Raw genomic sequence first — 21,933 nt, 5'->3', positions numbered from 1 at the left:
GATAATAGAAACCATAATATTGGAGGCAACCATCATGGATCTCAAACAACTTTCAGATAAATTTACTACGATTTTTAACGAAAACGATTACAGAAGCTTCTTTGCGCCAGGGCGCATTAACCTCATTGGTGAGCATACTGATTACAACGGTGGTCATGTGTTCCCGGCATCCATCACAAAGGGAACGTATGCCCTTGCAAGAAAACGCGAAGATAACAAAATTAGAATGTACTCGCTGAACTTTGAAGAACTTGGGGTAATCGAGTTTGACCTCAATAATCTTGACTACAACAAAGCGCATGACTGGGCGAATTATCCAAAGGGTATGCTTCGTTACCTCAAAGAAAAGGGTTATGACATTTCAACTGGTGTAGACGTCCTTTTTTACGGGAATATTCCAAACGGCGCGGGCCTTTCTTCATCAGCATCCATCGAACTCGTATCAGGTGTGATGTTTGAAAAACTATTCGATCTTGAAATTGACCGCGTGGAGCTTGTAAAAATTGGTCAACTTGTGGAAAATAAGTTCATTGGTGTCAACAGTGGCATTATGGACCAATTTGCAATCGGAATGGGTAAAAAGAATGCAGGAATTTTACTAGATTGTGATACATTAAAGTATGAATACGCACCACTGGAACTAGACGAGCATCTTATTTTAATCATGAACACAAACAAGCGACGTGAGCTTGCGGATTCCAAATACAATGAGCGTCGCAGTGAGTGTGAACAGGCACTTGCCCAACTTCAGAAAGAACTTGATGTTCAAGCACTCGGGAATATTACCAGCGATCAATTTGAACAAAACAAGCATCTAATTGAAAACGAAACACTACAAAAGCGCGCGAAACATGCAGTATATGAAAATGAAAGAACATTAGATGCATTAAAAGCTCTCAAGGCTGGTGATTTAACAGAATTTGGTCGCTTACTTAATGCATCTCACACATCATTACGAGATGATTATGAAGTAACAGGCAAAGAGCTTGATACTCTTGCTGAAGCTGCATGGACGCAGGAAGGTGTTCTTGGTGCGCGCATGACAGGTGCTGGCTTCGGTGGCTGTGCAATCGCCCTTGTCGAGAAAGGCAAAGCGCAGCAAATCATCGAAAACATCGGAAAAATTTATGAAGAAACCATAGGCTACCAGGCTTCCTTCTATGAAGTAAGCATCGGCGATGGCGCAAAAGAATTATAAGAGGGACACAAGTGCCCCAACAAAAGGAGCGAATTTATAATGAGTATTTTAGTTTTAGGTGGAGCAGGTTATATCGGTTCACATGCCGTTTACCAATTAATTGATGCGAACGAAGATGTGGTGGTTGTTGATAATCTTCAAACGGGTCATAAAGAGGCTGTTCATCCAAAGGCGAAGTTTTATCAAGGTGACATTCGTGATCGTGCTTTTTTACAATCTGTTTTTGAAAAAGAAAGCATTGACGCGGTGATCCACTTTGCGGCGAATTCACTTGTTGGTGAATCAATGGTTGACCCGTTAAAATACTACGACAACAATGTGTACGGAACACAGATTGTTCTTGAGACCATGAAAAACAATAACGTGAAATATATCGTCTTCTCATCGACTGCAGCAACATATGGCGAGCCAAAACAGGTGCCAATCACCGAGGATATGCCGACTGTTCCAACAAATACGTACGGTGAAACAAAACTTGCAATGGAAAAAATGATGAAATGGTCCGAAATGGCCCATGACATCAAGTTTGTATCACTACGCTATTTCAATGTGGCTGGTGCGCGTGCAACTGGTGAAATCGGTGAGGACCATGATCCGGAAACACATTTAATCCCGGTCATTTTACAAGCAGCTCTTGGAACACGTGAGTTTATCACGATCTTTGGAGAGGACTATGACACTCCGGACGGCACATGCATCCGGGACTACATCCATGTTGAGGACTTAATCAACGCACATATTTTAGCATTGAAATATCTACAAAATGGTGGCGAGAGCAACTATTTTAACCTTGGAAGCAACAGTGGCTTCTCTGTAAAGGAAATGGTTGAAGCAGCAAAAGAGGTTACACAACGCGATATTCCTGTAAAGTTAGGCGACCGACGCGCGGGCGACCCAAGCATTCTTATCGCTTCATCTGGAAAAGCGAAAGAGGTACTTGGTTGGGAGCCAAAACGTACATCTATCAACGAAATCATTAAGGATGCGTGGAACTGGCATGTAAACCACCCAAATGGGTATGAAAGCTGAGGGGAGCAACATGAAGATTTACGGCACTGTACAGCAACTAACAGAGCAAGCGATCAAAGTCAGACTGATTGAAAAAGAGGACAAGGTTTACGTTCGCAACCAGGTGCTTTCTTTGCTAGGTCTTGAGGACTTCGTGCCAATCGAACAGGTATCACCTGAAAAAGACATCCCAACTTTGGTTGAAGATTTAGTGGAGTTTGCGTGTGAAAATAGAGTTATCGAGGATTATTTTGATGCAAAAGAAATTCTAGCGAGTAAAATCATGAACAAAATGATTCCACTCCCGTCCGCGGTGACACGTAATTTTTATGAACTTCATGAAAAAGACCCAGCAGCCGCGACGAACTACTTTTATGAGTTAAGTAAAAATAGCAACTATATTCAAATGAAGCGAATCGAAAAAAACATTGAATATAAAGTGGAAACGGAGTATGGGGAGTTAGATATCACGATTAATTTATCAAAGCCGGAAAAGGATCCAAAGCAAATTGCGCTTGAAAAAGAGGCAAAAGCGACTGGAGAGAAGTATCCAAAGTGCTTACTTTGTGTGGAGAATGAGGGCTATGCGGGTCGCATCGGTCATCCGGCTCGCTCCAACCACCGCATCATTCCGGTTCCGCTTGAGGGCGAAAACTGGTATCTCCAGTACTCACCATATGTGTACTACAACGAGCATTGCATCGTCCTATGCGAGGACCATCGCGATATGAAAATCAGCAAGGATACGTTCGCAAGACTACTTGGATTTGTTGAAAAGTTTCCGCACTACTTCCTTGGTTCCAATGCGGACATCCCGATTGTTGGGGGCTCCATTTTAACCCATGATCACTACCAAGGTGGAAATTATGAATTCGCAATGGCGAAAGCCGAAGATGAGATGCAATTTACGTGGGGTCGTTATGACAATGTCGAATTTTCAACGGTAAAATGGCCAATGTCAGTTCTTCGTTTGAGAAGCAGCGACATGAAATCCTTAATTGAAGCAGGAGACCATATTTTACAAGCTTGGCGTCAGTATAGTGACCCCGATGTTGAAATCATCGCGTTCACAGGTGAAACACCGCATAACACGATTACACCAATTGCTCGGAAGCGAAATGGAAAATACGAACTGGATCTTGTGCTTCGTAACAACCGCACAAACGCCGAGCATCCACACGGCATTTTTCATCCGCATGCTGATGTACATCATATTAAAAAGGAAAACATCGGCCTCATCGAGGTAATGGGATTAGCGGTACTTCCAGCTCGACTCGAAACGGAGCTACAAGAGGTCGAAAACTACTTAATTGGCGAAGCAAACTCGATCAACCCTATCCATCAGGAATGGGCGGACGAAATAAAGAGGTACAACCCAACAAAAGACAACGTTCACAAGCTTGTGAAGCGTGAAGTCGGTAAAAAATTCATGCGCGTCCTTGAGGATGCTGGTGTCTATAAGCGCGATGAAGCGGGTCAAGCGGCGTTTAAGAGATTTATAGACCATTTTACGAGATAGGAGATTAAGAAAATGGAAGTCAAAACACAGCTGTACGGAAGGTTCGATAACCAAGAAGTTAAGGCTTTTACATTAAAAAATGACCACGGGCTAAGTGTGACCTGTATTGATTATGGCTGCATTATTACGGAAATTGTTGCGCCAGACCGAAAAGGTCATTTGGAGAATGTCGTACTCGGATTTGACGATCTTGAAGGGTATCTTGCTGATACTAGCTACCAAGGTGCGATTGTTGGCCGTACCGCAGGTCGTATTAGAGGCGGACAATTTGAACTGAACGGAAAAACGTACTCCCTTGATCAAAATGAAAACAACAATCATATTCATGGTGGGGTAAAAGGGTTCAGCAAGGTAGTGTGGAATTCTACTATTATTAATGAAGAAAATAAAGTTGGAGTCGAGTTCACGTATGTGAGCGAGGACGGTGAAGGGGGCTACCCTGGTACTGTCGAAATGACTGTAACATACACACTCAACAACGATAATGAATTTGTGATTACGGGGAACGGGACACCGAATGCGGATACCATTTTAAACATTACAAATCATGCGTATTTTAATCTATCAGGTGATGTGAGAAATGACGTGCTTGACCATGAGCTTACGATAAAAAGCAGTAAGTTTCTTGAACTGGACGAAGAGTTCCTTCCAACAGGTAAGCTTTTGAATGTCACTGGAACGGTGTTTGATTTTCAAAATGGTCGCAAAATTGGAGACGGTCCGAAATCAAAGGATGAGCAAATTGCGCTCGTCGGTCAAGGCTACGACCACCCATTTTTACTAGATGAAAAAGTAGTCCAACTATACGATGAAGCATCTGGCCGACAACTGGTGGTAGAAACAAATCAACCAGCAGTCGTTGTTTACACGAGCAACACGCTAAAAGGCTTTAACATGCGCGGTGGCGAAGCTCGACCATACTTAGGTGTGTGCTTAGAAACACAAGGGTTGCCAGACGCAATCCATCACCCTAACTTCCCATCCGTCATCATCAAAAAAGGCGAACAATACCACTGGGAAACAAAATATACGTTTTTAGCAAAATAGGGACCAAGGGGACGGTTCTTCAGGCTCCCGGGACCACAGGGACGGTTCCACTGGTTCCACAAAAGCAAAAAGATGCACGTGATTACAAAGTGCAAATTTAACATTTCCCCAGAAAGAAGGTGAACCATGGCGACGATTAAAGATATCGCGGAAAAAGCGGGTGTTTCGATTGCGACGGTATCGAGGGTTCTCAATTATGATGCCAGCTTGTCCGTCAGCGACGACACGAAAAAGAGAATATTTGAGATTGCAGAGGCACTGTCGTATAAAAAACGTCCCTCCAAAAAGTCTCCTTCTGCTCGAATTGGGATTCTCCTTTGGTACACCGAAAAAGAGGAGCTCAATGACCTTTATTATATGTCGATCCGGCTTGGAATCGAGCAACGATGTGAACAGCAAGGCATCCAGGTGGTCAATTTTTATAATAGCATTGAGAGCATGAAGCAGGAGGCTCTTCAGGGGATTATCGCGGTAGGGAAGTTCAGCGCTACTCAAGTCAACGAACTATCAAAAATAGCCGAGCATCTCGTGTTTGTCGATTCAAACCCTAACGAAGATGTCTACGATGCGGTCGTGATTGATTTTGAAAAAGCAACGCGAATGGTGCTGGAGCATTTTGTTCAAAGTGGCCATACGAACATCGGTTATCTAGGTGGCCGCGAGGAGTACAAAGACCACTCTGCGGAAATCGAAGAAATCCGGGAAAAAACGTTCAAATCCTATCTAAACGAAGCGAATCTACTAGATGAAAGCAATGTTTATATAGGTCATTTTACGGTTGATGATGGCTACAAGTTGATGAAGCAAGCAATTGAAGAAAAAGGTGACGCACTTCCGACAGCCTTCTTCGCTGCCAATGACCTGATCGCCATCGGTGCATTACGCGCAATAAATGAAGAAAAGATTGATGTGCCAAACCGCGTGAGCCTCATCGGCGTAAATGACATCAGTGTATCTAAATATGTCTTTCCACCACTGTCAACGGTTAAGGTCCACACCGAAGTCATGGGTGAAACCGCCGTCGACACGATTCTTGAACGGATCGCCGGAAGACAAATCGCGAAAAAGATATTCATCACCACGAAATTAGTGATACGAAAAACCTAGTCCCACGACTAGGTTTTTCTCGTCCTATTTAATAGGAAAGAAAGAGTATAAATATTCCTTCATGAACCGCGAAAATCCGAGAAACCTTAGTCCAATCCTCTCATTCTTCTTCTAATGTAATCTTAGTCCTTTTACTCTTGAAATGCCCAAATGACAAAAAATGGACCCTCTTTTACAAATCTATTACTAATTTTCTATGGGACTGATTTTTCTTATCTTATGAGATGAAAGTGCTTGCATGCACAAAAATTCGATGTATTTTTGTCAAGTTACATTTATGTTACAAGAATTAATGATAAAAGGACTATTTTCCTATTAAATGTAATAAAGTGCTTCAAGAGGCTTGAATTCGAAATATTATGTCGAGGTTTATCAACGTTCTTCTGTTATACGAATTTACCAAAGGTACTAGTGGACCAGTACACCTTAGGTAGTAAGCGAGTCCGACGCAGGCAACATTTTGTAGAAAAATGTAGACAAAACAGGTCTTTCGTATGAAATGAGATATTATCGGAATATTCCGTACAAATTGACCTAAACCTAAATATCGGGTAATTTTTAGTATATATTTGGAAAAAATGTGAACGAAGTATGTAATTTTTGCCCTGTAAATGGGCATTCCACTATATAAAACTTATTTACGATAAGCAGGTGATCTTTATGGGAATTAATGTTTCTGCTGCCATTTCACAAGCCAACCAACTTCGCAACTATGCCTCACAACTTCGTAATCTAAAAAGCTCTCTAAATGGGTTTCAGGGAAATATCAACTCGGCCTGGCAGGCGACAGAGGTCCAGTACATCAATCAAGCAATCGCGGAGATCAATCGTGAACTTAATCAGATTGCCTCGAAGCTTGATTCAGTCGCACCAGATATCATCTCGGTTGCAAACCAAATCAAACGTGAAGAAGAGGCAGCTGCTCGCGCGGCAGAGGAAGCTAGAAGGAAAGCTGAAGAGGAAGCGCGAAAACGAGCTGAAATGAATGGACCATATCCACGCTATTATTAGTAGGATGTTAGGTTCGAAACAGTTGGTGGGGATTAGATGTTACGAAACTTTTATCAAACCTATCAGAAATCGAGCGTAATTGATGAGGGATATAAATGGGTAAATTAAATAAAGAAAAAATTTTCCCTTCAGTTTTGTTGTTTATATCCTTTTGTGTGGCTATTTATTTTACAATCGATAATTTTTTATTTATTTACAATCATCGAGGAGAGATGAGCTTCGGATTATGGGTGCTTTTAGTAGTAACCTTATTTTTAATGTGGTTGAGTTTTGTTTTTTTTAAACAACTTATCAAGGTTTTGTTGGCTAAAACGTTTAAAGAACTTTATAAAATTTATAATCCGTTTAACCCATTTAATCCTTTTAAATTCTAGCATGAGTGAACATTACATAATCAACACCTGATGATGGATGGGACTTCAAGTGCCTTACCAGGCTCTAGTCCCTCAGAACAGTTCTATCTAGTTTCTGGTACTCAAGTGATAGTCGGATAATATCGAGACAAAATATGGCAGGCGGGCTGCTAGAAGTCTATCAAAAGGCTTTAGACGAAGTACTTTGGTAGGAGATGACAGAATGCTAAAAGGAGCAAAAGAAGAGGATTTATACAACATAAAAGTAGTTGGGCAAAATAGACTCAGACCAGATAAGATTACTGGATTCTTCTGGCTAACGCTCATTTTTAGTGGATTAATAACGGCTGTTACTTCGTTGGCTTTGGATGCGGGTATAGCGATTACTAATCCTATCTGGCTAACGATTCAAAAAATAAGTATTGCATTTTTGGTCCTAAATGCAGTTGTTGCCCTATTCTTTACACCTGAAAAAAATGCGTATCGTTATCAACGTTTGCAGGCTATTTTTCTAAGTATCTTTGGATTAAAGTTTTCCGTGGATTTTTTTCCGTTTTATTTCCTTGCTGCAGAAGATAGGGTGGCTCCAAGTTATATGAGTATCTATGGATGGGTCATTCTCCTTGGCGGGCTTGTGCTAACTCTATACACGACATTACGAGCTTTTAAAAGGGTAAAACGGGGAGAGTTCCGAAAAGACGGAAATGGACTTTACAAGTTTAAAGAATCGAAAACTGAAATAAGCATTCCGATTGTTTTTGGTTCAGTCATGATAGTTGGAGCAATCATTCAATTATTATCAGATCCAGAAATAATCTTTGTAAATATGATCGAAGTTCTGTTTGTCTTAGTTCTTTGTACAGCCCTTCAATTTGCGATTGCGTTAGCATGGCCGGAATTTTTATTACTTACCATTAGTAAATTTCAGTTTGAGTCATTCTGTATTCCAAAGATAAAAAGGAAGAAACCGAAAAGGCATAAGATACATAAAAAAAGTGTGAAGGTGAAGAAATAGTTTAATAGTCACTAGCTGTAAAAGTCAACCTCGGTCAGATTGGGAGACTTATGAACAGTTTTTTATGTCTAACTTCAGGCGCCATCGGCTCGAGGTCACAATTCAATCGCTTCTGAAGGCAAAAAAACGCCTTCTGTCTGTGCTTGCCGGGGCTGAGCAAGGCGCTTGTGCATTTGTTATAAGGGAGAGATTTGCTTTGATATTAACTCTATTTGATCGGGAAAAGGCTTTTACATTTGTGCTGCCAGAGCGCGTGACAGGGCGTTATATTTTAACGTCTGAGGATGCGCATGGAAAAGCAGCGGATATGATGGCGATTGAGGCGGAGGACGGAAAATGGTTTTTGAAGTCCAACAAATCTGCGTTTCTGTTGAATGAAAACAAGGAGATCCTTGTTAAACAGGAAATTGAGCCATTTAAAACATACACGATTTCCCGCAATCATGACGCATCAGCGCTTTTATACGTTGAGCCACCCACAAGTGATCGAAATGAGTATACAAAGCACGAGGTGACGGGAAGTAGCATTCGTATCGGTCGTGGCAATGACAGCCACATCCGTTTTTCGAATAAGCTCGTATCCAGCTCCCACTGTGTGATTCAGTACGATGCACAGGGCCATGCCATTATCCGTGACAACAACAGCTCTAACGGAACGTATGTCAACGGAGAACGTGTGAAGGAAAAAGTTCTATCAACCGGTGATGTCATTTACATCATGGGACTAAAAATTATCTATAATGGCAAATTGCTTTCACTGAACAACCCACATCAATTGGTATTTTTAGACCGCAATGCTTTTCGTCCGTTTGAAGTACAGAAGCCGATCATTGAGGATGAGGAACCGCTTGACGATTTCGAAACCGAAGAAATAAATGACGACTTGTTTTATCGTTCTCCACGGTTTAAGCGGGATATTAAGAGGACGGAAATCAGGATTGACCCGCCGCCATCAAAGCCGAATATTGATGAGACACCGTTGATGTACATCCTCGGACCATCGATCACAATGGGTATGGCTTCACTTTTTACCGGGCTTTTCACACTAAATAACGTAATGGCGAATAACGGAAACATCATGTACGCGATGCCGACACTAATGATGTCTTTTAGTATGTTAATCGGAACGGTACTTTGGCCGATTTTAATGAAGCGTCATGAGAAAAAGCAACGGATTAAGCTTGAAGGCAAGCGCCAGGAAAAATACTCAAAATACATTGAAGATATGGCACAGGTCATTGAAGAGGAATGTGTCCGTCAAAGTGAAATACTTCATGAGAACCATGTGGCCCTGCAAAATCTCATCTCCCGAATTACGATGCGAAAAAGAAATCTCTGGGAGCGTGCGCTTGGGCAAGACGATTTTCTTAAGGTCCGCCTTGGAATTGGGGATCTCCCGTTAAATGCTGAACTGAAGTACCCTGAGAAAAAATTCACACTGGAGGACGACAATCTCCAGGATGAGCTTTATAAAATGGTAGAAGCACCGCACATTTTAAAACAGGTGCCAGTCACTTTAAGCTTTGTTGAGGAATATGTCAGTGGTGTCATTGGGCGTCGCAGTCGTGTACAGGACTTTGTGAAGGGACTTATTTTTCAATTAACAGCCTTACATAGCTATGACGAGCTCAAGCTTGTGTTCCTTTACGATAAGGATGAAGAAGAGTACTGGAAGTTTACGAAATGGCTGCCACATGTGTGGGATGAAGGCATGCAGATTCGGTTTATCGCAACAGATGCGACCGAGGTGAAGGAGCTGTCTGCATATTTTGAAAAAGAAATCACAAATCGCGCGGCAATGGATGAGGAGCAATTAAAGGATCTTGACCAGCATTATTTGATTTTCTCGATGAGCAAGTCGCTTGCGTCAAGGGCTGAGATGTTCAACCTCCTTTTAGAGGAGAAAAAGAACATCGGGATTAGCCTCGTCACTCTATATGATGAGCTTAAAAATTTACCGAAGGAATGTACGATGGTTGTCGAGCTTGCGGATGACATGTCCAAGATTTACGACAAGGACGATATTTCTGGCTCATACACAGCGTTTGATGCCGAATTTTACGAGCGCGATGATGCCGAGGAGGTTGCGATTCGCTTAGCAAATATCCAGCTTGCGTCTTCTGTTGAGGCATACACACTACCAGATATGATCACCTTCCTTGAAATGTTCGGGGTCAGTAAAATTGAGCACTTGAACGCACTGACTCGCTGGAAAGAAAACAACCCAGTGCTCTCGATTGAAACACCGATTGGGGTCGACACGATGGGTGAGTCGTTCAAGCTAGACCTTCATGAAAAATACCATGGTCCACACGGACTAATTGCTGGTATGACAGGGTCTGGTAAGTCTGAGTTCATCATGACGTTTATTTTGTCACTTGCCGTGAACTATCACCCAGATGAGGTAGCCTTCATTTTAATCGACTACAAGGGTGGCGGAATGGCGAATGCCTTTTTAAATCTACCGCACCTCGCTGGAACCATTACAAACCTTGATGGGGCAGCCGTTAAGCGCTCATTGATTTCGATTCAAAGTGAGCTAAAGCGTCGTCAGTCGATTTTTAGTGAGACGAGTCGACGGATGAATGTAAGTAATATTGACATATATAAATACCAAAAGCTCTATCGCGAGGGGCAAGTTTCAGAGCCACTCCAGCATTTGTTTATGATTTCAGACGAGTTCGCCGAGCTTAAAACCCAACAGCCAGAGTTCATGGAGCAGCTGGTGAGTGCGGCTCGTATCGGACGAAGCTTAGGTGTCCATTTGATTTTAGCTACACAGAAGCCGTCTGGTGTTGTGGATGACCAAATTTGGAGTAACTCGAAATTTAGAATCAGTCTGAAGGTACAGGAAAAAGCAGACAGTATGGAGGTCATCAAGCGACCAGATGCTGCTGAACTATCACAAACCGGACGTTTTTACCTACAGGTTGGCTATAACGAATTGTTCGAGCTTGGTCAATCCGCATGGGCAGGGGCACCGTATTATCCAGCTGAAAAAGTGGAAAAACACGTGGATGAAAGCATAAGCGTCATTGACCACTTAGGTCGCGTCATCAAGAGCGCGAAGATCGACCGTAGAACAATGGTGAAAAACCCACCGAAACAAATTGATGAAGTAACCAAGTACTTAGAAAGTCTAGCAAAACAGGAAAATATCTCGGTAAAGCAACTATGGCTGGATCCGATACCTGCGAAGATTTATTTAGATCAATTAGTTGAAAAGTATCCTGAAGTAACAACGAATCGCTTTGAATTGAACCCTGTGATTGGGGAATATGATGACCCGGCGAACCAGCGCCAAAATGTGATGAGACTACCAATCACGCAGGATGGCAATACTATCATCTATGGGGTAGCGGGAAGCGGGAAAACTACATTTGTTGCGTCCATCATGTACTCACTCATGGAATCTCATACACCTGATGAGTTAAATGCGTATTTACTAGATTTTAGCTCGGAAACATTAAGCTGGTTCCGCGAAGCGCCACATGTTGGGGATGTTCTTTTATCGCATGATAGTGAGAAGATTGATAATCTCTTTAAAATGATGAATAGCGAGATTGAGAGACGGAAAAAGCAGTTGTCTAATTACGGCGGTGACTTGCAGACATATAACCGTTTATCAGATGATGGTCTGCCATCGATTGTGATTGTAATTCACAACTACGCAGCGTTTTCAGAAATGTATGAGGCGTACGAAGAAACGATTTCGTACCTCACTCGTGAAGGGACAAAGTACGGGATTTACTTTATCGTCACAGCTGCCCATACGGGTGCGATTCGCTACCGTTTGATGCAAAACTTCAAGCAGCTGTATGTGCTCCAGCTTAATGACACATCTGAATATTCAGCGGTTCTCGGAAATGTCGATGGCGTCTTCCCGTCGAAGCATAAGGGTCGAGGCATTTTCAAAGCTGGCGGTGTGTATGAATTCCAGGTTGCCTTGATTACTGAGGGTGTCGAGGACATGTACCAATACATCACCGATTACTGCCGTCGTTTGCGCGACAGTTGGGGCAAAAGTGCTGCGAAGCGAATTCCAGTCTTGCCAGAAAAAGTCGATATCGAGTATCTGCAAGATGAAGTTCGTTACAACAAGTCTCATAAACTACCTGTTGGGGTTGAAAAAGAATCGCTTGCCGTTACCTATTTCGATTTCGGTCAATACTTTGTGAATCTTGTGTTAGCTAACAGTAGTGAGGCATGCGCAGGCGTGATGCAGGGGATTTCTGAAATCGTTCATGCCAATGAGAAAAATGAAGTTGTGGTGCTTGACCCGAATGAGGAGCTCACTCGAGTCGGAGGTAAACACGTATCAAATGCAGCCGAACTTGAAGAGACCATCGTTTACTTGTTTAACACATTAGTGTTCCGTAACAACACAACGAAGGATGCGATTGAAGAGGGCGCAACACCACCAGAATTCGAACCGATTTACTGTATCATTCATTCGTTTAACGACATGATGATGCTGTTATCAGAGGATGGTCAGGATAAGCTGAAGGTATTTTTAGAACGGATTGATGGACTCAATGTATTTATGGTTATCTCCGACCGTGCTGATTCCTTGAACTCATTCGCATTCGAGCCGTGGTTTAAAAAGCAGGTTTCGTTAAGTGATGGAATTTGGGTCGGAAACGGCATTACCGATCAGTATTTAATGAAAGTATCAAAAGTCACAAACAGCATGTATCAAGAAATTCCAGAGGACTTCGGATACGTGCTGAGAAAAGGAAAACCAAAGTTAGTCAAACTTTTAACGGGTTCGGCAGTTCGTGAAGAGGAGGCGGTTTACCATGGATAAGGTGCTGGTCGAGGTATTTATTCCAGCCTCTGGCGAATCCTATGACGTCTTCATCCCGGCCCAAAGCAAGCTCTATGAAGTCACATTTTTACTCGCAAACACCATGACAGAGCTCTCGGGTGGCTACTTCGTCGCAACCGACACAACTGTCGTCTGCGACCGCGAAACCGGCACGATCTTTGACATCAACCAAACCGTGGAAGAATTAGGATTTTTAAATGGGAAGAAATTGATGCTGGTGTAGGTAGTACAAAGCATAATTCCTATGGTCTAGTAAATTTTTGAAGCTGTTTAAATTTCCTGTCACTAACCAATAGATGCTGTCGTTTCCCGGGAAATGCTGTCGGTGATAGAGAATAATGTCAGATATAACTCAGTTATGAAACATAAATCGAAAAGGAACAAACTTCATTTCCGGATGTTAAGTTTCTATCGATCTTATATTTCTCTGTTTAAGGGATTGGCTTAGGGCTGGGACCGGATCGATTAGGCAAGAGTGGAAATTCCGGTTATGTCCGATATTCAGAAAAAGGGGGCAGGGTCCAAATCCCAAGAGCGTCCCGCCAAACCACATCGCAACCAAGTGGCAACAGACACTTTTTATATCAATCAAAGTCATTTATAAAGTTAGGAAGGTGCCAAATGAGGTTACAAAAGAGGGTAGTTTTATTCCTTCTTCTATTCATTCTCATAATAGGAGGAACAGGGTGTATGAGTTCAAGTAGTGCGAGTACAGAGGACAAAGCAATTCAGTACTTGGAAGAGAAGTATGGGAAAGAATTTGAGATCATGTGGTCAAAAGAGGGAAGTAAGCTTTTCCAAGATTTATATGGTGGGGACATGATTACTGTTCATCCAAAGGGAGAACCAAATATCGTTTTCGTTGTGAAGGAATATAACGACGAGGGTAAATGGATTGATGATTATTTACCGGCAAAATGGGGTTATGAGCTTCACCAAAAACTAGAAACGGATATTGCGAAGGAGCTTCCAGAGGGTACCGAATTTAAGGTGAATTTATCCGCGGGTAATGACCAATATGACGAAACCATGGCAGACATGTCAGTCGATGAATTTCTCAGTGAAAATAAGGATGTTAAAGTTTCTCTTACTGCAGGGATAAAAACAACTGGTGAACCAGATATCAATCAATACAGTGAGGGAATCTACAATCTGTTTCAATTACTAAAGGGTTTAGATGTTGAACTTTATGTGATTTCAGTTGGATTTGTTGATGAATCAGAGGATATTACAGAATACATCCGATCATCATTTGTCAATAATCTTCCATGGTCTAACTTAAAAGCGAAGGTTTACGGGGAAGTCAATGTGGATGATAGGCTGGATCCTGAAAATCCTAGTGATGGTGTTCATCCAAGTGTAATCCTTCATAGTCCTGCAAATGTAATTGAGAACTACGAAGCGTTTGAGGAGTGATTAAATGTCACTAACTAATTTAACTGAGGAAGAAAAGTATATTTTGTTGCAGTTATCTTATTTAGACATTCCAGATAACCTTCGCCCTAGTGAAAAAAAGCCAGTGACGATTGATCGAATTATTGAAGAACTGAGTAAGAAAAACCTAGATGAAGGTGCTCAGAAAAAGTTTGATGCAGTTAAGGCATATATGAACAGTGACGAACATAAATTTTCACCGCTTAAGGAAGTTAAATTGGTAGGCTATCAAAATAACAATCCCAACGGTGGAAACAACTCGGATGGTAGGTCCCATAGTGGTTTCGTTGGCTATGCTTTTACGGATGGTAATGGCAATGGAACTGCTTTATATAGGGGAAGTGAGGACTTAACTAATCCGTCCCATATCGCAACGGATTGGGTATCAAATTTGGATGCGGGAATTGGTGTGGAGATTCGCCAACAAAGAGAAGCGAATGCCTTTTATCAAAGGTATCTTGCAGGTCTTGATGGGGAACATTTTGTATTCGGTCATTCAAAGGGAGGAAATCTTGCTGCATACGTTCTTGTCAATAATTTAGATGAACGGTTAAGTTCTTTCATTGTTAACGGTGCACCATTGTATTGGTGGAATTTAACAAAGGAACAGCAAGAAGCACTTAAAGGAGACCGAAACACATTTATTGTCCATGAAGGTGATTTTGTTTCATCCTTAGGATATGCCCAATATGTAGATAAAACGGTTTACATTAATAGTCAAGATGAAGGACTTATGTATCCACATGGGTTAGATAGTGTGAATTTTACATCGACTGGAGATTTTGAAAAGTATTTTGATGGTCAATCGAATACTAGAACCTACGCAAATGCAGGGGCAGCAACTATCTTTTATTTAGTTTCTAATTTACCCAAGGTGCAAATATATAAAGTCTCTGCCTATATTCGGGAAGCTACGATGCAAATTTTGGAAGCGGCCGTTCGGGGGATTAGAAAAACAGTAGAATTTGTAAGAGATCAAGTCACAAAGCTTATTGCAAATGTGAAGGAATTGTCACAAAGAATCAAAGCGGAGGTTACCAAGTTCTTTAATGACTTAGCAATTAAAGCAGCCATACTTTTTGTAAAAGTAGTTGCAAAGCTAGGGGGTTACTTCCCAGTAGAACCTTATCTAAAGGTCAATATCGACAGGCTCTACTACTATGCACAAAGGCTTGAAGCGATAAAACGGAGAGTAAGCGTGCTTAATGATAGGATCGATTCCCTGTATTGGGAGGTTGACCTTCTAGATATCCGTCATGTGTTGAGCGCTGATATCTTAACATCGTTCTCATACAGGCTCAACCAAAACATTAACTACCTAAATACCGCTGCCCGGCTACTCGATTCAAACGAAAGTAAGTTAGTTGGTAAAGCAAGGATTATTCGCTAGGAGAAAATCAAAGGAGGTACCCCAATGAAACCTCATGTTCAACGGAAGATTAATAGCATTATTGCTGAAATCAACGCTATCTCCCGGGAACTCGATGAGATCTCAAATGGCATCAATCGGGAGTTCAAGGGGATTGGCTCAACTAAAAGTGCATCAAGCCTGCAGAGTGCGGCCGACAAATATCGAAGAGTTGGCTATAACCTTAGAAGGATTTGAGTTTTGAAGCTAACAGGCTAGCAAACTAGAAGAAAAATATACCACAAACCCAAGTTCGTACCCAAAACCCGTGTACCAACACGAATCCAAAGTTTTCTCGGTCCCAACCCGAGTTAACTCATACATATCCCATTTAAAGGAGGTGAAAACACAATGGCACGTTCAATTACAGTTGATCCAGCGAAATTAGAGACTTCAGCTACTCGCATTGACCAACAATCTGCTGATTATGAGAGACTTTACAAGGCTCTTTATACAGAGGTTGAAGGCATGGGTGCAGCATGGCAAGGTACTGATAATATGGCATATGTTTCTCAAATCAAGGGATTCATGGATGACTTCCAAAAAATGACGAACTTGATGAGACAATACTCTGAATTCTTAAAGCTTAGCGCAAAAACATACCGTGAAACACAAAACGAGGTAGTAAACCAAGCACGTCGCTTAACAAACTAATCTCGATACCTACTAATCTATTAAAAAAGGAGGTGCCACCATGGCAGTTGATGGAATCAAGATTTCCCTTGGCGAGGTTAGTAAAACCGCTGGCCAAATCCGTAACCTAAACCAACAGCTTTCGACTGCATTAGAAGACATCAAGAAGGAAATGAACGGCTTAGCCGCTACATGGAACTCTGATGCTTCTAATACAATTCGCGGAAACTTCAATGCATTGGCTCCACGCTTCGAGGAGTATCGCCAAGTCATTGATAGCTATGCAAAATTCCTAGACAACACAGTTACAAACTACAACGCAGCTGAAACAGCAATTAACAATAACGCGAGCGCATTTAAATAATCCATGAGGAGGGCAATTGGCCTCGCCGGTTGTCCTCATCTATCTTTATTCAGCAAAGTCCTTAATCGAGGATGTCAAAACTATTCAATTCAGTTGGGTTCAATCCTGACTGATATTAAGGAACTCAGACTAAGAACGCCACATCCTGTGGTAACGTCTGAGTGACCAACATCGTGTTGGCCTAAAGCCTTCGGCGGATGCCACAGATTTTTAAAGGAAACTTTTCGCGTAGACGCGAAAAAATCTGGGCGCAAATACGCCAAGGCGCATTTGATAAACAATGGGAGTGCAAGAAATGATCAAACATGTTGATTTACATATTGAAAACTACGGTGTTTCGAAATTCATCTTTTACAAGGTGCCATCTGAGATCCGTGTTGATTTTACAGAAGCCGATAAGCTAAAAAACAATAAGGTTCCAGGCCTTTTGCCATGTATTGTGATTAACAAGGGCGATGAGGCGTACTTTCGCTATGACTTGGTGTCTGAAGTAACGCTTGCGCAAAGCTTAACAAACCAACTCACCAAAGAGCAGCTCCACTCATTTTTTACCAACATTATCGAATCATTGATCGAGGCCGAGCGACTTGGGTTGAATGTGAACAACTTTGTTTTTGATGAGAACTACATCTTCATTGATAATTTTTCAAACAGATTAATTCTACTGTACATGCCAATTAAAAATAATATTTTTGAAAAGGTATCAATCCGGGAATTCTTCACCAGCTTCTTACACTCCCACTCCTATGATGAAAATGATGACCTCACTTTTTTTGTACGATTACATAATTATTTTGCGACATCTGAGGAAATCAACCTATATGCGCTACAAAAAAAGCTGAATGAGCTGTTGGTGAACAAGCCGGCTTCACCTCAAAGTTTTAAGAAACTGCCGATCCAGGATGAGGAACCTAGGACTCCAAACTACTATAGCCCTGGTAGTGAAATTAAGGCGTCTGAAGAAAATGGCGTTATCACATCCGAATACAGTAGTAAGAGGTCTGATAAAAAGAAAAGTCAAAAGCTGGAGATTGAGGAAGAGGTTCAGTACAAGCGGATCACTCGTACCGAGCTTGGCGAAGGAAATTCTGTGTTAGCCGGTGGCACCTCTATTAATATTAAGCCGAATGTTGGCAGCCCAATTTCATTTGACACATATGAGCCCGAGGAGGAAGAAGGTACAACCGTCCTCACTGCCTACAAGGAACCGGAAGAGGAAGAAGGAACAACAGCACTTGGTGTTGGCACAAGCTTCCACCAGCAGAGCCCATACCTTCTTACAGCCACTCAAGAAAAAATCATGGTGTCGAAGAAAGTGTTTAAAATCGGGCGTGACCCACAACAAACGGATTACACATCAAAGAATAAAGTGGTTGGGCGAGTGCACGCGGAGTTGATTACCGAAAACGGAGAATACTTTATTGTCGACAAGGAATCGCGAAACGGAAGTTATGTAAATGGCGTTAAGCTTGTACCGAAGAACAAGGTGAAAATCAAGCATGAGGATAAAATCAAGCTTGCAAACGAGGAATTTGAATTTAGGCTTTTTTAAAGATAGAGGTGAAAAAAGTGGCGTTCATACATGCATACCACACAGATGTTGGAATTAAGAAAAAGACAAACCAGGATGCCTTGCTCGTCAAGACGGCAAAAACACCGAATGGGTATGTCGGGATGTTCGTTGTTTGTGATGGAATGGGCGGGCTCTCTCATGGAGAACTGGCGAGTGCCACAGTGGTTCGTGGTCTATCCGATTGGTTTGAGAAAGAGCTACCAGACCTGCTGCATTCAAGTCAACAAGATGAGGACATCCACGAAGCACTCGAAGCCTGCATCACGGAACAAAATGAAAAAATACTAGAGTACGGGGATGAAACAAATACCCAAGTTGGAACAACAGTGACTGCGCTACTCATTATTCATTCACGTTACTATATAGTACATATTGGAGACAGTCGCGCTTATCAAATTCAGGAACAGGTGACAAGACTAACGAATGACCAAACCTTAGTAGCACGTGAGGTGGAGCGCGGAAACATTACACCCGAGCAAGCCTTAAAGGACCCGAGACGCAATGTGCTTTTACAATGTGTGGGTGCAACAAAGGAGCTAGAGGTCGTCATCCTGACCGGAGAGACCGAGCCAGGAACCGTGTTCTTACTGTGTACAGATGGATTTTACCATAAAATCTCAGATGCGGAGCTACTCGAAGAACTCCGACCGAATCCGTTTTTAAATGAAAAGCAGTTAAAATACAAGGCCATTAAACTAGTGGATGCCGTAAAAGAACGAAAAGAGGTAGACAATATCTCTATCGTTCTCGCCCATGTTGTGTGAAGGACTAGTTTTCAAGGCTTAAAAGATTTGACTTCGAATGCAGTATTCGGTGTCTAGCTCAAGCAGCCTAGCCCCTCGTGGCGTCTTTTCTATGGTGGCAACACATGGCACTTAGAGCTTTTCAATTTTGGAGGAATTACGTTGATTAAAATCGGAAGTTTTATAGATGATAGATACGAAATATTGAAGGAAATAGGCCGCGGTGGGATGAGTATTGTCTATTTGGCGATGGACAACCGGCTTAACAAGTCTCTCGTCGTCAAGGATATCCGCAAACGCGACAATAGTAATAACGAGCTTCTCATCAATAGCTTAGTTGTCGAGGCGAATATGCTTAAAAAACTCGATCACGGCGCGCTTCCGAAGATTTACGACATCATCGAATCGGAGGGCGACATTTATGTCGTGATGGACTATGTCGAAGGTGAATCGCTCAAGCAAAAGCTGAAGCGGGAAAAAGTGATATCCGCAAAGCTCGTGATTAACTGGGCGAAGCAGCTTGCTGAGGTGCTTCATTATTTACATACGAGAAAGCCTCATCCGATTATCTACCGCGATATGAAGCCGGATAACATCATGCTTACACCGGAGGGAAAGATCAAGCTGATTGACTTCGGGATTGCGCGGGAATTTAAGGATGAAAGCCTGACAGATACGACGAATCTCGGTACGAAAACCTATGCAGCACCCGAACAACTTTCTGGAAAACGCACCGATGCCCGAACCGATATTTATAGCTTAGGATTAACGCTTTACCAGCTTATCACCGGTAAAAGTCTTGCAGACCCGCCGTATGAGGTACGACCAATACGTCAGTGGGATCCGACTTTACCAGAAGGGCTCGAACATATCATTTTAAAATGCACCCAAGCAGAACCGGAAAATCGTTACCAAACGTGTGAAGAGCTCCTATATGATCTCGAAAACATCAACAAGCTCACTGCAGGTTACCGGAAAAAAATGTTGAAGAGGCTCTATCTCTTTTTAATCCCAGCGGTCTTGTGTCTTGGTTTTTCAACGACATCTGTACTGGGTTATCAAGGGATGAAAAATGAGCAATTCCAGGATTACATGGGGCTGGTCAATGAATCTAGTATTGCTTTAATTGAGGGTAATGATACTGAGGCTATTAAGTTGCTAGAAAAAGCAATCAAGGTTGACAAGGGACGTGCATCTGCCTATAACAACCTGCTCGATGTGTATATCAATCGAAATGAAGTGGACACTGGCCTTTCAAAGATCGAGTCCTATGTGAATGACGAATACGGGAATATTCATAAAAATAGTGAAGTTCTTTTTAAACTAGGGATGACATATTTTGACCGGAAACGAGATTACCCTGTGGCGCTGAAATATTTTAAGCAGGTGAATGAAAAAGAGATACCGGACGCGTCCTATTATATTACACTAGCGACAACATTAGGCGGGATGAATATCGATTATGACCAGTTCTCTACGAATCTCCTAGAGTTTGAATCATATAACGACAACCTCCCGAACAACGCCAAAAAGGTAGATAACTATAATTCACTTGCGAATATTTACATTTCGTATAAGGGACAAATCGCGGATGCCAATACAAAGGCGATTACAGTCGTGCAAAAAGCGCAGAGAGTTCTCGAGTTAGCTCCAGACGAGCAGCTTCAACTAAAATATGAGATTGAATTTGAGCAAAAGCTTGCACAGGCTTTTTATAGTCGCGGTGTAAATTCAGGGGAGGATAAGGTTGCTGCTCGTAACGATTTCGAGCAGGCAATTGAGCACTACAACACACTGCTCGAATTGAATGTGCCGAACAGGGAAGAGGTTATGGTCAATATCGGCGTCAATTATCAGGAGATGGGTGAACATTCCCAAGCAGTCGAGCAATTTGAAGGAATCATTAAAGAATATCCGAAGAGCCTGAACGCGTATGTAAAGCTTGGCAATCTGTTGCTTGATATTGAGCAAGGCAAACTGGAGGATCAACGTAACTATAGCAAGGCGAAGGAAGTCTTTGATAAGGCAGGCGCACTTGAAGGTGCTAAAGACAATGAAGCCTACAAAAAGCTTGCCAGACGCATGGCGAATTTAAATATAAGTTAGGGAGGGGGGCTCTCGTTTGGAATATCAAATCATGTTTTATGGGGGATTAGCGGGCGCGTTAGTTACGCTCATCATCTCGATTATAGTCTATATGAAACTACAAATCTCTCAAGTTTTTGCGGACATTACAGGAAATCGATTTAAGAAAAAGAAGAAAAACGACCGCATGTCCCTTGAAGCTCAAGAAACGAAAAAAACAACAAGTGAAATCAAGCTTCGGAAAAAGGAGGTTCCAGTTGCGGCATCGGTAGAGGACACAGCCCTCATGAGCCAGGAGCTCGAGCCAACCTCCTTACTTGAAGAAACAAACATCGCACCCACGGCGTTGCTGGCAGAAAGCCATTCAGCAGAGGAGACGTCGCTATTGGAGGAAACCTCGCTTTTATCAGACGAAACGGCACTTTTACAGGATGACGTTGAGACAACATTGCTAGTGGATGAGGACGAAACATCGATTCTCCTTGAAGGCGATGGCGAAACAGCCATCCTCACAGAACCAGAGGAAGAATCCGATTTCGCAATCGAAGTGGATGTAATGATTATTCATACAAATAAAGTGATTGAACAAAGGAGCGTAGTAAAGTGA

At 42.2% G+C, this 21,933-nt stretch carries 19 protein-coding genes; all 19 read left to right on the top strand.

Translation table 11 applies throughout. The features are described 5' to 3' along the window. The first annotated feature begins 34 nt into the window (after positions 1-34). The 19 genes from DZB84_RS15950 (at position 35) to DZB84_RS15860 (ending at position 21,933) form a co-directional block, all read left to right on the top strand. A complete protein-coding gene (locus DZB84_RS15950) occupies positions 35-1,198 on the top strand; it encodes a galactokinase (RefSeq protein ID WP_116353262.1) in 1,164 nt (387 codons plus the stop codon). A gap of 39 nt (positions 1,199-1,237) precedes the next feature. Further along, positions 1,238-2,227 carry a UDP-glucose 4-epimerase GalE gene (galE, locus tag DZB84_RS15945; RefSeq protein ID WP_116353261.1) on the top strand — a complete coding sequence of 330 codons (990 nt, stop codon included), beginning with the start codon at positions 1,238-1,240 and terminating at the stop codon, positions 2,225-2,227. 10 nt (positions 2,228-2,237) lie between these two features. Continuing rightward, complete coding sequence (galT, locus tag DZB84_RS15940; RefSeq protein ID WP_116353260.1) at positions 2,238-3,725, top strand: UDP-glucose--hexose-1-phosphate uridylyltransferase; 1,488 nt, start codon at positions 2,238-2,240, stop codon at positions 3,723-3,725. 12 nt (positions 3,726-3,737) lie between these two features. After that, on the top strand, positions 3,738-4,772 hold the full coding sequence (locus DZB84_RS15935) for an aldose epimerase family protein (protein ID WP_116353259.1): 1,035 nt from the start codon (positions 3,738-3,740) through the stop codon (positions 4,770-4,772). Between the two features lie 126 nt (positions 4,773-4,898). Beyond that, entirely contained in the window at positions 4,899-5,879 is a 981-nt protein-coding gene (locus DZB84_RS15930; RefSeq protein WP_116353258.1) for a LacI family DNA-binding transcriptional regulator, read from the top strand. Positions 5,880-6,539: 660 nt separating this feature from the next. Further along, positions 6,540-6,890 carry a kinetochore Spc7 family protein gene (locus DZB84_RS15925; protein WP_116353257.1) on the top strand — a complete coding sequence of 117 codons (351 nt, stop codon included), beginning with the start codon at positions 6,540-6,542 and terminating at the stop codon, positions 6,888-6,890. 95 nt (positions 6,891-6,985) lie between these two features. Next, entirely contained in the window at positions 6,986-7,264 is a 279-nt protein-coding gene (locus DZB84_RS15920) for a hypothetical protein (RefSeq protein WP_116353256.1), read from the top strand. 202 nt (positions 7,265-7,466) lie between these two features. Next, positions 7,467-8,258: a hypothetical protein gene (locus DZB84_RS15915; RefSeq protein ID WP_116353255.1), complete on the top strand. Its 792-nt coding sequence runs from the start codon at positions 7,467-7,469 to the stop codon at positions 8,256-8,258. 196 nt (positions 8,259-8,454) lie between these two features. After that, positions 8,455-13,065 carry a type VII secretion protein EssC gene (gene essC / locus DZB84_RS15910; protein WP_116353254.1) on the top strand — a complete coding sequence of 1,537 codons (4,611 nt, stop codon included), beginning with the start codon at positions 8,455-8,457 and terminating at the stop codon, positions 13,063-13,065. After that, positions 13,058-13,309 carry a methyltransferase gene (locus tag DZB84_RS15905; protein WP_116353253.1) on the top strand — a complete coding sequence of 84 codons (252 nt, stop codon included), beginning with the start codon at positions 13,058-13,060 and terminating at the stop codon, positions 13,307-13,309. The genes essC and DZB84_RS15905 overlap by 8 nt, the downstream gene beginning before the upstream one ends. Before the next feature lie 467 nt (positions 13,310-13,776). Continuing rightward, complete coding sequence (locus tag DZB84_RS15900) at positions 13,777-14,502, top strand: hypothetical protein (RefSeq protein WP_116353252.1); 726 nt, start codon at positions 13,777-13,779, stop codon at positions 14,500-14,502. A 4-nt stretch (positions 14,503-14,506) separates the two neighbouring features. After that, complete coding sequence (locus tag DZB84_RS15895; protein WP_116353251.1) at positions 14,507-15,910, top strand: Mbeg1-like protein; 1,404 nt, start codon at positions 14,507-14,509, stop codon at positions 15,908-15,910. 24 nt (positions 15,911-15,934) lie between these two features. After that, the gene (locus tag DZB84_RS15890; protein WP_116353250.1) at positions 15,935-16,126 is read left to right on the top strand and encodes a hypothetical protein; all 192 of its coding nucleotides are present in this window, start codon (positions 15,935-15,937) and stop codon (positions 16,124-16,126) included. A 153-nt stretch (positions 16,127-16,279) separates the two neighbouring features. Beyond that, positions 16,280-16,582: a WXG100 family type VII secretion target gene (locus tag DZB84_RS15885; protein ID WP_116353249.1), complete on the top strand. Its 303-nt coding sequence runs from the start codon at positions 16,280-16,282 to the stop codon at positions 16,580-16,582. A gap of 40 nt (positions 16,583-16,622) precedes the next feature. Further along, positions 16,623-16,925: a pore-forming ESAT-6 family protein gene (locus tag DZB84_RS15880; RefSeq protein WP_116353248.1), complete on the top strand. Its 303-nt coding sequence runs from the start codon at positions 16,623-16,625 to the stop codon at positions 16,923-16,925. Positions 16,926-17,220: 295 nt separating this feature from the next. Then, on the top strand, positions 17,221-18,477 hold the full coding sequence (locus DZB84_RS15875; protein ID WP_116353247.1) for a DUF6382 and FHA domain-containing protein: 1,257 nt from the start codon (positions 17,221-17,223) through the stop codon (positions 18,475-18,477). 17 nt (positions 18,478-18,494) lie between these two features. Continuing rightward, positions 18,495-19,262, top strand: coding sequence for a PP2C family protein-serine/threonine phosphatase (locus DZB84_RS15870; protein ID WP_116353246.1), 768 nt, complete (start codon positions 18,495-18,497; stop codon positions 19,260-19,262). A gap of 141 nt (positions 19,263-19,403) precedes the next feature. Next, on the top strand, positions 19,404-21,347 hold the full coding sequence (locus tag DZB84_RS15865) for a serine/threonine-protein kinase (RefSeq protein ID WP_116353245.1): 1,944 nt from the start codon (positions 19,404-19,406) through the stop codon (positions 21,345-21,347). Positions 21,348-21,363: 16 nt separating this feature from the next. Next, positions 21,364-21,933, top strand: coding sequence for a hypothetical protein (locus DZB84_RS15860; RefSeq protein WP_116353244.1), 570 nt, complete (start codon positions 21,364-21,366; stop codon positions 21,931-21,933).

This window comes from Bacillus sp. HNG, from assembly GCF_003400205.1.
Classification (GTDB): domain Bacteria; phylum Bacillota; class Bacilli; order Bacillales; family Bacillaceae_L; genus Ferdinandcohnia.
The sequence above is the reverse complement of the archived record's forward strand: the minus strand, read 5'-3'. Positions and strand labels throughout refer to the sequence as shown.

What these genes read in the sequence shown, in the direction of transcription:
- DZB84_RS15925 (WP_116353257.1), top strand. Translation starts at nt 6,540, where the DNA reads ATGGGAATTAATGTTTCTGCTGCCATTTCACAAGCCAACCAACTTCGC.
- DZB84_RS15875 (WP_116353247.1), top strand. Translation starts at nt 17,221, where the DNA reads ATGATCAAACATGTTGATTTACATATTGAAAACTACGGTGTTTCGAAA.
- DZB84_RS15915 (WP_116353255.1), top strand. Translation starts at nt 7,467, where the DNA reads ATGCTAAAAGGAGCAAAAGAAGAGGATTTATACAACATAAAAGTAGTT.
- galE (WP_116353261.1), top strand. Translation starts at nt 1,238, where the DNA reads ATGAGTATTTTAGTTTTAGGTGGAGCAGGTTATATCGGTTCACATGCC.
- DZB84_RS15900 (WP_116353252.1), top strand. Translation starts at nt 13,777, where the DNA reads ATGAGTTCAAGTAGTGCGAGTACAGAGGACAAAGCAATTCAGTACTTG.
- DZB84_RS15930 (WP_116353258.1), top strand. Translation starts at nt 4,899, where the DNA reads ATGGCGACGATTAAAGATATCGCGGAAAAAGCGGGTGTTTCGATTGCG.
- DZB84_RS15895 (WP_116353251.1), top strand. Translation starts at nt 14,507, where the DNA reads ATGTCACTAACTAATTTAACTGAGGAAGAAAAGTATATTTTGTTGCAG.
- DZB84_RS15890 (WP_116353250.1), top strand. Translation starts at nt 15,935, where the DNA reads ATGAAACCTCATGTTCAACGGAAGATTAATAGCATTATTGCTGAAATC.
- DZB84_RS15935 (WP_116353259.1), top strand. Translation starts at nt 3,738, where the DNA reads ATGGAAGTCAAAACACAGCTGTACGGAAGGTTCGATAACCAAGAAGTT.
- DZB84_RS15880 (WP_116353248.1), top strand. Translation starts at nt 16,623, where the DNA reads ATGGCAGTTGATGGAATCAAGATTTCCCTTGGCGAGGTTAGTAAAACC.
- DZB84_RS15885 (WP_116353249.1), top strand. Translation starts at nt 16,280, where the DNA reads ATGGCACGTTCAATTACAGTTGATCCAGCGAAATTAGAGACTTCAGCT.
- DZB84_RS15920 (WP_116353256.1), top strand. Translation starts at nt 6,986, where the DNA reads ATGGGTAAATTAAATAAAGAAAAAATTTTCCCTTCAGTTTTGTTGTTT.
- DZB84_RS15950 (WP_116353262.1), top strand. Translation starts at nt 35, where the DNA reads ATGGATCTCAAACAACTTTCAGATAAATTTACTACGATTTTTAACGAA.
- DZB84_RS15905 (WP_116353253.1), top strand. Translation starts at nt 13,058, where the DNA reads ATGGATAAGGTGCTGGTCGAGGTATTTATTCCAGCCTCTGGCGAATCC.
- galT (WP_116353260.1), top strand. Translation starts at nt 2,238, where the DNA reads ATGAAGATTTACGGCACTGTACAGCAACTAACAGAGCAAGCGATCAAA.